The 13,986-nt window shown below is 38.7% G+C and carries 12 protein-coding genes, 1 pseudogene and 1 riboswitch; of the genes and pseudogenes, 7 read left to right on the top strand and 6 right to left on the bottom strand.

From position 1 onward, the window contains the following. Nucleotides 1-72: 72 nt before the first annotated feature. Nucleotides 73-163: riboswitch (cyclic di-GMP riboswitch) on the bottom strand. A gap of 190 nt (nt 164-353) precedes the next feature. From D0469_RS10875 to D0469_RS10865, 5 genes and pseudogenes are all read left to right on the top strand, one after another. After that, entirely contained in the window at nt 354-749 is a 396-nt protein-coding gene (locus D0469_RS10875) for a (deoxy)nucleoside triphosphate pyrophosphohydrolase (RefSeq protein ID WP_117326768.1), read from the top strand. 147 nt (nt 750-896) lie between these two features. Next, on the top strand, nt 897-1,037 hold the full coding sequence (locus tag D0469_RS21370; protein ID WP_199478481.1) for a hypothetical protein: 141 nt from the start codon (nt 897-899) through the stop codon (nt 1,035-1,037). 252 nt (nt 1,038-1,289) lie between these two features. Then, nucleotides 1,290-1,975, top strand: a pseudogene (locus tag D0469_RS21995) (M14 family zinc carboxypeptidase). Between the two features lie 173 nt (nt 1,976-2,148). Then, the gene (locus tag D0469_RS22140) at nt 2,149-2,337 is read left to right on the top strand and encodes a hypothetical protein (RefSeq protein WP_233523026.1); all 189 of its coding nucleotides are present in this window, start codon (nt 2,149-2,151) and stop codon (nt 2,335-2,337) included. A 277-nt stretch (nt 2,338-2,614) separates the two neighbouring features. Continuing rightward, on the top strand, nt 2,615-3,451 hold the full coding sequence (locus tag D0469_RS10865) for an STAS domain-containing protein (RefSeq protein ID WP_117326767.1): 837 nt from the start codon (nt 2,615-2,617) through the stop codon (nt 3,449-3,451). Between the two features lie 237 nt (nt 3,452-3,688). On the opposite strand, the gene D0469_RS10860 is transcribed toward D0469_RS10865, so the two are convergent. The 3 genes from D0469_RS10860 to D0469_RS10850 form a co-directional block, all read right to left on the bottom strand. Beyond that, complete coding sequence (locus tag D0469_RS10860; RefSeq protein ID WP_117326766.1) at nt 3,689-4,369, bottom strand: LrgB family protein; 681 nt, start codon at nt 4,367-4,369, stop codon at nt 3,689-3,691. Then, entirely contained in the window at nt 4,366-4,734 is a 369-nt protein-coding gene (locus D0469_RS10855; RefSeq protein ID WP_117326765.1) for a CidA/LrgA family protein, read from the bottom strand. Before D0469_RS10855 ends, D0469_RS10860 begins: the two co-directional genes overlap by 4 nt. A gap of 129 nt (nt 4,735-4,863) precedes the next feature. Beyond that, a complete protein-coding gene (locus tag D0469_RS10850; protein ID WP_117326764.1) occupies nt 4,864-5,757 on the bottom strand; it encodes a LysR family transcriptional regulator in 894 nt (297 codons plus the stop codon). Between the two features lie 428 nt (nt 5,758-6,185). Here D0469_RS10850 and D0469_RS10845 point away from each other — a divergent pair, with 428 nt between their 5' ends. Further along, nucleotides 6,186-6,710 carry a GNAT family N-acetyltransferase gene (locus D0469_RS10845; RefSeq protein ID WP_267897307.1) on the top strand — a complete coding sequence of 175 codons (525 nt, stop codon included), beginning with the start codon at nt 6,186-6,188 and terminating at the stop codon, nt 6,708-6,710. An 827-nt stretch (nt 6,711-7,537) separates the two neighbouring features. After that, nucleotides 7,538-9,415, top strand: coding sequence for an ATP-binding response regulator (locus tag D0469_RS10835; RefSeq protein ID WP_233523025.1), 1,878 nt, complete (start codon nt 7,538-7,540; stop codon nt 9,413-9,415). Nucleotides 9,416-9,625: 210 nt separating this feature from the next. On the opposite strand, the gene D0469_RS10830 is transcribed toward D0469_RS10835, so the two are convergent. From D0469_RS10830 to D0469_RS10815, 3 genes are all read right to left on the bottom strand, one after another. Further along, the gene (locus D0469_RS10830) at nt 9,626-10,597 is read right to left on the bottom strand and encodes a carbohydrate kinase family protein (protein WP_117326761.1); all 972 of its coding nucleotides are present in this window, start codon (nt 10,595-10,597) and stop codon (nt 9,626-9,628) included. Nucleotides 10,598-10,621: 24 nt separating this feature from the next. Then, the gene (locus tag D0469_RS10825) at nt 10,622-12,091 is read right to left on the bottom strand and encodes a glycoside hydrolase family 32 protein (RefSeq protein ID WP_117326760.1); all 1,470 of its coding nucleotides are present in this window, start codon (nt 12,089-12,091) and stop codon (nt 10,622-10,624) included. A gap of 322 nt (nt 12,092-12,413) precedes the next feature. Beyond that, entirely contained in the window at nt 12,414-13,874 is a 1,461-nt protein-coding gene (locus tag D0469_RS10815) for a sucrose-specific PTS transporter subunit IIBC (protein WP_117326758.1), read from the bottom strand. Nucleotides 13,875-13,986 lie beyond the last annotated feature (112 nt).

The raw sequence follows: 13,986 nt of genomic DNA, 5'->3' as shown, positions 1-13,986 counted from the left end.
CCCCTTATTAAAAGCAAACAAAAAATGGCCAATTCCAAAGAAGATGGAATAGCCATTCTAAGATTAGGACTACTCGGCAACCTGGCAATCATAGTTCTATTATTAGAACCTTAGACCCAAAGCTTTGCGTCCTTACCTTTCGATAAGTTTGCCTTTATCTAAATTAATAGTATTATTTTCGTGTGATATATTACCCATTCTGAACAGTAGAATTTATAATATACCATACTGTGAAAAATTTCAACAACAAAAGTATGCTGTATTCTTATTTTTAATGTTAACAAGGGCTGTGGAGAATCCCTTTCAATCATAAAACAAAATTCCCATACAATTGATTTTTCAGGAGGATTACAGTGAAAAAGACGGTTAAAGTGGTTGCATCGATGATCGAAAATGAACATAATGAAATACTATGCGCTCTAAGGTCCCCTAACATGCTAATCCCGAATATGTGGGAGTTTCCTGGCGGCAAGGTTGAAAAGGACGAGGATATTTACACCGCAATAGTTAGAGAAATTGAAGAAGAGCTGCGATGTAAGGTCGAAGCAAAAGGGCTATTCCATGAACACACTCATGAGTACGGCACATTTATCATTAACTTGAGTGTGATTACATGCAATATTATCGAAGGTATTCCTGTTGCAGCTGAGCACGCAAAACTAATTTGGCTTAAGCGGGAAAGTCTTTGTTCGTTAAAATGGGCTCCTGCTGACATACCTGCTGTGAAGAAATTAATGAATGGGCAGTAGTTTTATCCTCTATAGGATTGGTAGTGAATAAACCCAACCGTCATTTTCAAAGCCTTCATTTTGAACTCTTGATTAACACCTCCCCTCTCCAGGCTTATTAACATAAATAAAGCATACAAGGACATGATAAGGCAGGAGGTGAAAAAAATGAAAACGAAGGATGACTTTTCAGAAGGTGCAAAAGTGACAAAGGATAATCAAACGTTTGCTCCTGAAAGCGGAAATGAGAAAAACAAAAATCAGCAAGCCAGTGGATCATCAGGCAGTGGGAATAACGGGAGTAAATAATCACCTGTGAATAATAAAGCAGCGAAGTCTATCATTTGATAGACTTCAAGTAAATTCATTATTAAAAAGAATCATCTCTAGTAGTTTTATCTAACGACCACATTTCTAACTTCAACCATTATCCGTTTAAAAATAACCAAAATTACCCCAAAACAATAGATATTTGTTTCTATTAAATCCTCAAATAAAATAGAGTAGAATGGGCTTAATAGTCTTTCTATTCAGGCTATTAAATTTTTTTTGAGGGATAATATGAATTTGAAGAAAAAAGTTCTTGTCTTTTCATTATCAGGTATAATAGCGTTTGGCGGATCAACAGGAATTTCGATACCGGTAAATGCTGTTGGCGAAGGACCGGACCCCGGTAATGGTTCAGTTCAAACTTCAATCCTACATACTTATGAAAGCATGGTCGATTATCTTAAAACTCAAGATAGCAAACAAGGTGCAATGGAGCTTGAGGTTATCGGAAAGACTGTAAAAGGCCGTGATATTTACCTCGCTAAATACAATTCAAATCCAAAGAATCCTACCATTTTATTTTTAACCCAGCAGCACGGAAATGAACAGCTGACAACAGAAGGTCACTCGAATTTATTAAGCACCTTGGCACAAACAAAACCAAGGGTCTTCTCGATAAAGTAAACATTCTTGTCATCCCTATGCTTAACGCTGATGGTGCAATGGGAGATGTGAACTTCTCCCTTGAAGATTATCATGCCGATGGCGATCGCCACTTGACTCGCTATAATGCAAACAAAATTGATTTAAACCGTGAACATGATAAAGCAACCAGCGAACTGGAGATTGAAATAAAATCCTTACACGAAAATGTATTCACAAAATACCAAATCGACTATATGATCGATCTGCATCACCAAGGTTCCTTAAGTGAGACAGAAGGAGAACTTGTGTCAGGTTCGATAATGCAAATGTAAAACCCGAAGTTTTAGAACGATCTAAAAAACTTGGTGCTGTCGTTTATAACTCTATTGAAAATACGGGCTGGGGCCATATAGGAAAATATGTTGGCGGATCAGGTGAAAATATTGGACGTAACGAAGCAGAAGTACGCTACGATATCTCAACTCTTTTGTTTGAAATGCGCGGAATGTCCGATCACTATAATGAGAGCTATGCACTAGGTCAAAAGAGCAATGGCTATTTAATAAAGCAAACCGTTACAACATTGGATTCTACAGTTAGAGCAAATGCGGATGGATCAATCGAAACGGTTGATACAAGCTTTTGGAATACACTACCGGAGCAAAAGAGCCATCCAGGCGAAGAATCAGAATAATATATTGATACCCATCCCTGCATCCTGCAGGGATGGTTTTTTCTATTGGCTACTGTTAAAGATTTTTGTAGAATTGTTAAAAGACATTATTTTCCATCCTCTCCTGGTGCGCTGAATGCTTGGCTAAAGGGAGAGTTTAGACGAAGAAGACGTATTAATATTAGATAAAAATCAAGTTTACAAAAAGATATAGCAAATTACAAAAAGATATAACAATATTCAATTGTATGATTAAAGGATATAATCAAAAGTAAAACAGTGACTTGGAGGGAGAGTTATGAATTCGTTTTCAAAGGTTGCTAATTATCTGACTATACACGCCGAATCATTAGCAATTAGAGTCGTTGATGATATTGTCCAAAGACTTGAGCTTGCACTTTCTAAAGAAGATTTAAAGTATTACTACAGCGTTTATACTGACTTTATAACGTTTTCGGCAGAAGGCTTAACCTTAAATGAATATGAAGTCCCGCCAGGTTTTTTGGAAATGAGCCAAAAAAACGGCGAAAGGCAAGCAGCCCTCAAGGGCAGAATATCAGGAATAATAGGACGCTATCCCCAAATTCGTTTCGGTCTTATTGAACAAATCTCGAAAGTCTCCTTAAAGCATGGCGTTACAACTGAGGAAGCTATTGAAATAAATAAACGAGTTAACTATATGCTTGATACCACCGTTACTCAGACCATACTTGCTTTTGAACGGCAGACCGATAGTGTTATAGATGAAAGAGAAAGAGAATTAATTGAAAAACAAAAAGCTATTAATGAATTATCAGCCCCTATTGTACCTATCCATGATGGCATTGCCATTCTTCCTTTGATTGGCAACATTGAACCTGAAAGGGTTGAACATATCTTCAACAGGGTAATACCGGAAATTCCTCGATTAAAGGTTAAGTATCTTATCATGGATTTTTCGGGAATTCTTACTATTGATACATACGTTGCAAGTCAGTTATTTAAAATTAATGATGTTCTCCGGTTATTGGGGATCAATATGGTTTTTACTGGTATTCGGCCAGATTTATCGATAAAATCTGTTACTGCAGGAATTGATTTTTCATCCATTAAGACATACGCATCTGTGTTACAGGCGATAGAAGTCATAAAGTAATATATTAAATTGATCCCACTAAAAACATCTGTAGACCCATTGGTCAACTAAATCAAATAAAAATGGTCAACCAGAAATCTGGCTGACCTTATATTATACAAACGGGTGCTATCGGACTTATGTTGGGTATATATCCATTGATGAGATATCACAGTAACGTTTGAAAACTTCACTGTATTTCAGGAAGGTATTATTCAACGATTTATATGATTTGTCTGTTAAAAACATGGCGCCTTGTTAAATCCCAATTAAAACAGGTATAAGTGAAAATCCCCATATTAATGTGATCCATGCAGCGAAAATCATGGCCAGGGAGGAGAATGTCGCTTCTTGTTCTCCATAATCCAGCGCTTTATTGGTGCCTGCTCCATGTGCGCCCATCCCAAGGGCAAGTCCTTTGGCAATTGGTGTTTTAATTGATAGCCACCTAATCACCATGGGGCCGACAACAGCGCCGATTACACCGGTCAGGATTACAAAGACAGTTGTCAAAGTGGGCACCCCTCCTATTTCTCGTGAGACTTCAATCGCAAATGGAGTGGTTATCGATCTTGGAAGAATGCTTGTAATAAAGTCATATTTTAAATGAACCAATTTAGATAAGCTATAGGTAGAAAATATTGCTGCAAGAGTTCCCGCCGTAATGCTGACGATGATAGTACCCATATATTTTTTAATGATAGTCAAGTGTTTATAGATAGGAATTGCAAATGCAACAGTTGCAGGCCCCAGCATGTGCGTAAGCCATTTGGATGCTTCAAGATATTGATTTGCCGTTACATGCATCAAGCTTATGAGACCAATTAATACTATAGGTGCAAGTAATAAAGGCTGAAAGACCGGGATTGCCCACTTCGAGTAAGCTTTTTTAGCCATACGGTAAACAAGGTAGGTAATAATCGTAAACAACAGAGTCATAGAACATCACTTCTTTTTCTGGCAGAAATTTTTTCCGCGGTAATGGAAGTGACACCCATCACAATGATGGTGCTGACTCCAATCAACAATACAATTCCAATTCCCTGCAAACTCAAAATGTCATCATAATTTACGATTCCAACGGCTGATGGAATGAAGAAAAGCAACAATTCAGCCATGAGCCAATTTGCACCTTGTTCCACCCATTCCAGTTTAATCAATTTCAATTGCAGGGCCAGGAAGAGAAAAATAAGACCAAACATGGAGGCCGGAATTGGAAGCGGGACAAAATGTTTGAATAATGCACCGGCGAAAAGAAACACATGTATAAATAATACCTGAATGATAATAACTCCAAGTTTCATCGTTATGTCCTTTCTGCAGCTGGAAAAACAATTTGATGCTTTCCCTGCTTTGAAATTTGTATTCTAATATAATGTTACGACGGTTTTTGCCATTCGTAAAATACATATTCAGAATAAAATACATAACGATTAATTATAATGGGTTATCTTCCTTTCATTTAAAATAAATTCAACAAACATCCTCGCTGCATTTGAGAGATAACGATTCTTTTTAGTAATAACAGCCAGTTTCCATAATACTGCGGGTTTTAATCCAATTATTCTTAATTCGTTATGAAACACCCTGTTGCAGATAGGTTCAGGCAGAATTGTAATCCCTAAATTTGCAGCTACCATCTCAGACATAAAGTCCCATTGAGAGCTTTTAAATAAAATTTTCGGTTCAAAACCCTCGGAAATAAACAGATTTCTCATAATATCATGTAAAGCAAATTCTTCACTATAAAATATAAATTCCTCATTAATCAATTCATTAATACACACATTGTCCCGGGAAGCAAAGCGATGCTCACTGTTCACAAGTAGCTTCATTTCCTCTTCGACAATAGGAAAGACATTAAACTCCTGATCATCAATGGGCTGTACAGCGACCCCCAGTTCAATTTCACCCTCCTCCACACTCTTTACAACCCGCGCTCCACCATACTCAGTAATATTCATTTCGATGTTCGGGTATTTTTGATGAAACTTCGCCAACACCTGAGGAAAGAATAGACTGCCAATAAAAGGGGGGAGACCTATATTGATCTTGCCTCTTGTTAAGTTCGTCATATCATTCAAGGTTGTCGACATCTCATCAACAAGGACAGCCATTTTCTGAGCATACTCCATCACAACCATTCCGGCGTCCGTAATTTCACTTGTTTTATTTGTGCGAATAATTAATGTCATACCCAGTTCTTCTTCTAATCCCATGATCATTTTACTTAAGGCCGGCTGAGAAATATGCAGAGATTCTGCAGCTTTCGTAATGCTCTTATGCTTTGCAACCTCTAAGAAATACTTGAGTTGCCTTAATTCCACGGTGAACACCTCCGTTTGCTTTTTACCAGGACAAAAAATCCTAGTTACAAGTGAAATGTACGAGCTGTATATGCGCAACCCCCTCTTCCGCTTAGCAACACTCATCTTTTTCTTCAATTATAAGGTTATTAGTTTCCGAATAAATCGACTGTTTTACTCAAGAGTGCTGTTGTAGTTACTCTCCGTTATAGTGTCTTTCATTTACGCTATAAGGAGCTGATCGGTGATTACTAATGTATCTTCCACTTTCGTTTTGTTTATATTCATTATTGGGCTTAGCTATATATTCCTTCGGGTCGCGCTGCCATTTTGATGGCAAGTTGTCCTCTGCAAATTTTTATTATAAATAAACTTTACTAAATACACTTATACAAGGACAATTATTTAAAAAAAGAGAAAAATTTTTTAGGAAAGGAAGGAGATATTTTTTGATACGGAAGGCCTTAATTAGTGACTTGCCAGAAATGCTGGAAATCTATAATCACGCAGTCTTAAATCTTACGGCAACCTTTGATTTAGAGGAACAGAGTCTGCAGGAAAGAATAACTTGGTTTGAGAAATTTGGCGAAAGCTACCCTCTCCTAGTTGCCGAACTGGATGGTGGAGTTGCCGGTTACTGCGGTTTATTGCCATATAAAGAGAAGGCTGCATACGCAAAGACCGCAGAGGTGTCAATCTATCTTTCAGAAGATCACCGCGGGAAAGGGATTGGTACTTCTCTAATGAAGGAAATTTTACATAGAGCATTTCAGCTTCAATATCATACGGTAATCGCTGTTATTACCAGTGGAAATATAGTTAGCGTAAAGCTTCACGAAAAATTCGGCTTTGAGTTGGCCGGAAGGTTCAAAGAGGTTGGATTTAAATTTGGGGAATGGCAGGACGTAAGTTTTTATCAATTAATGCTTCCATCAAAGAGCAAGAAAAGTTCCAATGATAAGAAATCATACTGAATGACAGAGATAAACCATTACCAATATTTCATGATTGTATCCCCCCTTTTTAGATGATAGTTTAAAGTTTAGGCATGTCTGCTTGTTATTTATCTTTTGGCTTTGTAAGCATGCCTGTGATTGCCGCTCTAGTGGCGGTTTGGGGAGCCTCGTCGGCACTCGCGCCTGCGGGGTCTTCCTTAACCCGTTCGTTTTTCCCGCAGGACGTTGTATTGGCTTCCCGAATAAACAAAGCACGAGAAAAGCGGATGCATTTTCGAGGTGTCTCGTACCGTCCACTTCAATCAACTAAGTGCCTCAAATCTACAATAAGGCTTTAACATGCTATTTATTAATTTTCTTTATTCAATTCATTAAAGAATAAATCAACCGATACTACTGCTTATATTGTTATATCATCACAGTTTCAAAGAGGGGAAACAATGACTTATTCCAGATACATTAATGAAATTGACCTGAGCAATACGGGTATGATTTGTAAAATAATAAAGTCGGGAACTGATTTTATCCACACATTTTGTGATGGTGATTTACTTTATTGGCTGGGAATGACGCCGGAGGACGTAGTTGGAAAAACAGCTTATGATTTCTTCCCTTCTGACCTGGCGGATTCAAAACAGCAGTTTTACAAGAGGGCTTGGTCAGGAGAGTTTCTTCAATATGAAACATTCCTTAATAACGTTTACTATATCACGACTGTAAGGCCAATATGGCATAATAATCAAGTTGTCGAATTACTAGCTACGTCAGTCAATATTTCTGAAAGAAAAAGCAGAGAAGAAGAAAATCGGCAAAAAGACGAGCTTTATCGTTCAGTCGTCAATACCATGACCGAAGGTATTCTTATCATTGATAAAAGCGGTAATTTTACACCATTAAATGCGAATGTTAAAAAACTTCTCGGCATTGTATGTGAAACATTTGACGCTGAGACAATAAACACCCATGGGATAGAATTTCTCAATAAAGAGGGCACATTATTGAACTATTCTGAGCTTCCAGGATTTAAAACTTTAGCGTCTGGAGTTTCAGTTAATAATTTTATTTGTGCTTTAAAGCAGAATAACAAAATAAGATGGTTTTCTTTAAACTCCAATCCACTGATAATTGCTGGAGAAACAGCAGCTTTAGTCTCTTTCTTCGAGATTACCATACAGAAGGAACAACAAATGCAGCTAAGGCAATCCAACGCCTTCCAAAAAACTTTATTAGATAATCTGGAAAGCGGAATTGTGGTGACCGATCAGAATAGAAACTTCAGCCTTATTAATAAGAAAGCGTTAGAACTCTTCAATTTATCTGATGAGGCACAGTACTTAGGAAAATTCGCTCCTGATTACCATACAGTTTGGAAAAGTGAAGAGAGAGATACGGTAAATAAACAGGTTGTTGCTTCAATGAATCGTAAAGTGAACGTTAGCAGAGAAATTGAAATGGACAACGGAAAAGTGGTGTCAGCAAGCTATATTCCATTCAGTGCAGGTGAAGAAATTAGTGGCAATATTTTTGAATTTGTTGATATCACCAATCGCAAAAGATTAGAAAGAACTATTATTCATGCCAAGGAACAGGCAGAAAAAGCAAATAGGTCTAAATCAGAGTTCTTAGCTAAAATGAGCCATGAGCTCCGAACTCCATTGAATAGTATTTTAGGTTTTGCACAGTTATTGGAAATGGATAAAGCTTTAAACAAAAAACAGCTTGATTTTGTCCTTGAAATTTTAAATGCTGGCAGACATCTCCTTCACCTCATTAATGATATATTGGATTTATCTAGAATCGAAACCGGAAAGCTGAGAATGGAGATGGATTCCGTCCACCTGGATAACCTAATTGATGAATGTATAAATATTGTTCAGCCTTCCGCAATGAGTAAAAACATAAAGATAAAAAAGGAATGCCACGAATACCAAAATATATTTGTTAAGGCTGATCCCCTCCGCTTAAAACAGGTTTTATTTAACCTTCTTGATAATGCAATAAAATATAACAAAATAAATGGAGAAGTAACTATATCAGTACAAAGGGAAGCTGATACATTGACACTCCACGTTATGGACACAGGTGAAGGATTCTCTTCGGACGAATATGAAAATATTTTTCTTCCCTTCTATCGCATAAATGACACCAAGGAACAGGGCAATGGCATTGGATTGCCTATCGTCAAACAATTAATATCGTTAATGGAAGGCAATGTAGGAGTATCAAGTGAAAAGGGCAAGGGGAGCGATTTTTGGGTTAATCTCAAAGTTGAATTACGCCAGTCATTAGAATCAAAGCAACAAATTGAACAAGATAATATCTTTATAAGTGCAGACGCAAGCTTCCGGATTCTCTATATTGAAGATAATCAATCCAATATTCATTTGATAAACCAAGTATTTAAATCCTTGCCAAATTATACACTAATATCTGCGGAAAATGGACGAGATGGGATAAAAATAGCCAGTCAGGAAAAGATTGATCTCATCCTGCTGGATATAAATTTACCCGATATAAGTGGAGAGGCTGTATTTGAACGGTTAAAGAAAGATTCAGTTACCAGACAGATACCTATCATTGCCCTCAGTGCAAACGCTATGGAAAATGACATTAAACGAGCTTTAGAGAAAGGGTTTATAAGCTACCTTACAAAGCCCCTTGATATACAGGAATTCTTAAATATTCTAAATCTTACCTTATTAAAAATGGAAGAAAGACACTGAGTACATCAAGTTGGGCAGTAAGCCAATATTTGATTCAAAGGCAAATGCCAGCAGGGGAATGTATTTTCATTCATATGTAAGTTGGAATCATCTTTTTTGTGAAACCCCGTATTTAAAGAAAGAGATGCTGCTAAATCTAGCGGCATCCCTTTTTATTCTATATAACTATAAACTTCCGGGTTTCCTGGCAGCATTTTCACTTTATACTATTTATACATTGGCCATCAGATCCAGGATATCTTCTTTAGCAGGCAGTGAACTAATTGCACCTTTCCCTGTTGTAGTTAGTGCACCGCTCGCATTGGCGAATGCCAGCAGCTCCTGATAATGGTCTTTACAAAAATCAGCAATACTTTCTTGGGTAACATGCTTTTCCAGCAATTTATACAAGAAGCCGCCTATAAATGCGTCCCCGGCACCCGTTGTATCCTGTACGTTTACGGTATACCCTCTGGATTCATATTTATTTGATTTCAAATAAAGTTCGGCTCCATTGCCCCCTTTTGTATACACGACAGCCTTTACATCACCGACAAAAAGAGATTCGATTGCTTCTGTTGGATTAGTTACATTCGTAATGAAAGGCAATTCTTCATCTGAAACTTTAATGATATGGGCCTTGGGTACAAACTCCAGAATGGTTTGCCTGCAATCTTCAGGATTATCCCAAAGCGGCAGCCGTACATTTGGGTCAAAAGAAATTAAACTTCCATTCGCTTTAGCATGTTCGATTGCCTTTATATGAGCATATTTAACCGGACTTTCTACCAGATCAACCGACCCAAAGTGAAGAATATCACCTTCTGAAAACCAGTCCCCGCTTATCTCTTTTTCAGAAAGCAATAAATCAGCGGACGGTTTCCGGTAAAATGAAAAGTCCCTTTCCCCGTCCTCCCGCAGCGATACAAAAGCCAAAGCGGTGTTTGCTTCATTTGTCCTCAAAATTTTATCAGTTTGAACTCCAGCCTCTATTAGAGTCTCAATAAGAAAATCACCAAAACCATCTTTCCCCAGCTTTGTAATCATGGAAGCTTCCCCGCCATATTTTGCAACCGCCGCAGCAACATTGGCAGGTGCCCCGCCCGGAGCGCGCTCAAACCCTGAAACATCCTTCAATGCCTTTCCTTTCTGAATTGGGATAAAATCGATAAGAACCTCACCTATTGAAAATAACTTGCCCATATCCTCGCTCCTCCGAACAAATATTTACAGTTCCCACTTTTGTGCGGTAACATCAGCACTTCCATTTTTCGCATAAAAACGGATTTGGCTGCTGTCCTTCCCAGGAAAAATACGTCCAGTAAAAACTTCTTCTCCCTCATTGATAAATATTTCAACCGAAGACGTATCTACAAACATATGAAAAATAATTTTTTCCGCATCCAGCCAGCAAGACCTAGTTGTACCGTATTTATTAGCAAACTGTTTGCCCGATTTACTTCTATCGAAGATTATCTTTTTTTGAATGGCATCATATTTAATCACCGTTTTTTCTGATTCGCTGGCACGGATTTCAATACCAAACTCCTCGGCGTCAAAACGGTTTACTTCACATCGGAATTCAAATCTGTTTCCTCTGAAGTCATCAAATGACTTGGTTTCATTCTTTAACACCGCATTAACAAAGCTTTTTTGTTTTCGAAGTAATTCCAGTTCCTTTACGGGCCTCTGGATAAGCTTTCCTTTCCTTATAAATAGTTCCCTTGGGAGCGTTAAGCAATGTGCCCAGCCGTTTTTGTCAGTTGGATATTCGACTTCGGGCAAGCCCATCCATGCGACCATGATTCTTCTGCCATTTGGATCTATCGTTGTCTGAGGAGCATAAAAATCAAACCCCCGGTCGAGCTCCTGGAAACCGCCATGTTCAAATGTTCTATCCGCAAAATGTAATTTATCACCAATTATATAGCCCGATTGATAGATATTTTGATAAGCATCACCAGAGGGAACAATCCCTTGTGGTGAAAAAATCAAAACACCCATGCCGTCAAGCTCGAAATAATCAGGACACTCCCACATATAACCGAATTGCTTCAGCCTTGTTTCAAGCTCTCCTTCAAACTGCCACTCCGTCATATTTTGGGAACTATATAAAACCACACAGCCAGTTTCATCTTCGCGCTGGGCTCCGATGACAGCATAATATGCGTTATCTTCTTTCCAAACCTTCGGGTCACGGAAATGATCTGTATATCCCGCGGGTATTTCAGCAATTATAGGTTTTTCCATTTTTTCAATGTGATCTTCATCATCCATCACAGCTAGGCATTGATAAGGGTGCCTTATCCAATTTTCATCACGTGTATTTCCAGTATAGATTAAATGCAGCTTGCCATCACGTTCAATTGCACTTCCTGAATATGCTCCCTGGCTGTCATACTTATTGTCCGGTCTTATGCCAATCCCGGCATCCTCCCAATGTACCAAATCTTTTGATTTCATATGATACCAATATTTTAAACCATGAACAGGTCCCAATGGGAACCATTGATAAAATAAATGATAATGACCGTTATAGTAAGCGAATCCGTTTGGGTCATTCAAGAGTCCTGTTCGAGGCTGAATGTGGAAGGATTGACGCCAAGGGCACGAATTCACTTGCTCAGCTAGTGCTTCAATAAATTCCGGCTTCTGATCTTCGAGCCGGCTATATCGTTGTTCTTTAGTCCATTCCATCTTTGTCTCTCCTTTATAGAAAAGCTGAAGCACCTGGCAATGGGGAATTCGGCAGTGAATTCTCACTTAGACCCGCTGCAGCCTTCGTCCAGTGGGGACACCAGAGCACTACCGCGTCCTCACAAATGCTGTTGCATTGGTTCGTGCCAGGTGTCCCTGCGGAATTGTTTCTTGTCCTGTGCGGCGGGCTTTATTTTTACTTCGCAAAAAAATTGCTGGGTACTTCAGCTAGACTGTTGTCAATGTTGAAAAAATTATGCATTCTACGTGAAATAAATACAGGGAAATCTGCTTGCGATTTCCCTGGCGTTTTTTTATGGCTTTAGCTAGCTTTTTGTTCTCTGGTTCCTTTATTACCAAATGCCTGTTTTCTCGAATCACGTTTTCCAAGCACAATAGTAACCAAGAAGGCTACTGCAAAAGTAATTGCCATACCCAAGATATAGAACGTAATTGTTCCTGGTTTTATGGAGATAATGCCAGGCAGCCCTGCAGCACCTAAAGCGATTGCTTTGACCTTAAATAATGAAATAAATGCAGAGCCTGCGGCAGCACCAGAAATGGCTCCTATGAAAGGATATTTCAGTTTAAGGTTTACCCCAAACATGGCTGGTTCGGTAATCCCAAGCAAGGCTGAAATACCGGCAGCTGAAGCAGTTCCCTTAATTTTGGCATCACGAACCAGAAGCAGAACCGCAATTGTTGCCGCACCTTGCGCAATATTAGACATTGCTGCAATTGGAAAGATAAAGGATCCGCCCGTCTTCGCCATATCCGCTAGCAGCTGTGTCTCAACTGCAATAAAGCTATGGTGCATTCCGGTAATAACGATCGGTGCATATAAAAGCCCAAACAAGGCCCCTCCGATGAAACCGGTTGTATCGTAAAGCCATACAAGGCCGTCAGTCAATAAATTACCAGCGCTGCGTGTAATTGGACCAACAAAAATGAATGTAAGCACACCGGTAATGAAAATTGATAATAATGGTGTTACCAGGTTATCAAGAAAAGATGGTACCCTTCTTCTTAAGAAGGTTTCGATTTTGGCTAGGATAAAGGAAGATACAAGAACAGGCAGCACACTGCCTTGATATCCTACCTTCTCAATCTCGAACCCAAATATCTTCCAGATTGGAACTTCTCCTTTTGCCATCGCATCAGCGTACCCATAACCATTTAATAAATCCGGATGAACCATCAGCATTCCAAGCGCAGCTCCAAGATAAGGATTTCCGCCAAATCTCTGGGTTGCTGAAAATCCTATTAATATTGGCAGGAATACGAATGCCGCATTAGCAAAAGTATTAATCAGAGCAGCCAAGTCCGCCATATTAGGATACGCTTCTATCAACGATTGGCCTTCAATAAAGAAATCTTTTGCTGTTAATAGGTTGTTTAATCCCATCAATAAACCGCCGGCTACGATTGCAGGGATGATCGGGACGAAAATATCCGAAAGCATTTTTACGAATCTTTGAAGCGGATTCAATTTCTTTGACCCCGCACTGCTTACATCCTTCGTTGACATTTCGGATTGGCCTGTCAGCTTAGCAAATTCTTTATACACTTCATTAACCGTTCCTGAGCCAAGAATGATTTGATACTGTCCGCCAGTTGAAAAGGTTCCTTTTACAACATCCATCTCATCCAGTTTGGATTGGTCAATGGTTTCTTCGTTGTTTAAAACCAAACGTAATCTTGTTGCACAATGCGCTGCAGCATTGATATTTTCTTTGCCGCCAATGGCAGCCAGGATTTCCTGTGCTATGTTCGAGTAATTCAACTTATCTCACCCTCTTTTTTCGGAACCGGTTCCAAATTATAATAAAAAAAGGAACCGGTTCCACATTTATTAAAAAAATTTAACTTTATCATTCAAGAACCGGTTCCATCTG

This window comes from Peribacillus saganii, from assembly GCF_003429095.1.
Lineage (GTDB): Bacteria > Bacillota > Bacilli > Bacillales > DSM-1321 > Peribacillus > Peribacillus saganii.
This window is presented reverse-complemented; position numbering and strand designations above follow the sequence as displayed.

What these genes read in the sequence shown, in the direction of transcription:
- D0469_RS21370 (WP_199478481.1), top strand. Translation starts at nt 897, where the DNA reads ATGAAAACGAAGGATGACTTTTCAGAAGGTGCAAAAGTGACAAAGGAT.
- D0469_RS22140 (WP_233523026.1), top strand. Translation starts at nt 2,149, where the DNA reads ATGTCCGATCACTATAATGAGAGCTATGCACTAGGTCAAAAGAGCAAT.
- D0469_RS10865 (WP_117326767.1), top strand. Translation starts at nt 2,615, where the DNA reads ATGAATTCGTTTTCAAAGGTTGCTAATTATCTGACTATACACGCCGAA.
- D0469_RS10860 (WP_117326766.1), bottom strand. Translation starts at nt 4,369, where the DNA reads ATGACTCTGTTGTTTACGATTATTACCTACCTTGTTTACCGTATGGCT.
- D0469_RS10855 (WP_117326765.1), bottom strand. Translation starts at nt 4,734, where the DNA reads ATGAAACTTGGAGTTATTATCATTCAGGTATTATTTATACATGTGTTT.
- D0469_RS10835 (WP_233523025.1), top strand. Translation starts at nt 7,538, where the DNA reads ATGACCGAAGGTATTCTTATCATTGATAAAAGCGGTAATTTTACACCA.
- D0469_RS10830 (WP_117326761.1), bottom strand. Translation starts at nt 10,597, where the DNA reads ATGGGCAAGTTATTTTCAATAGGTGAGGTTCTTATCGATTTTATCCCA.
- D0469_RS10825 (WP_117326760.1), bottom strand. Translation starts at nt 12,091, where the DNA reads ATGGAATGGACTAAAGAACAACGATATAGCCGGCTCGAAGATCAGAAG.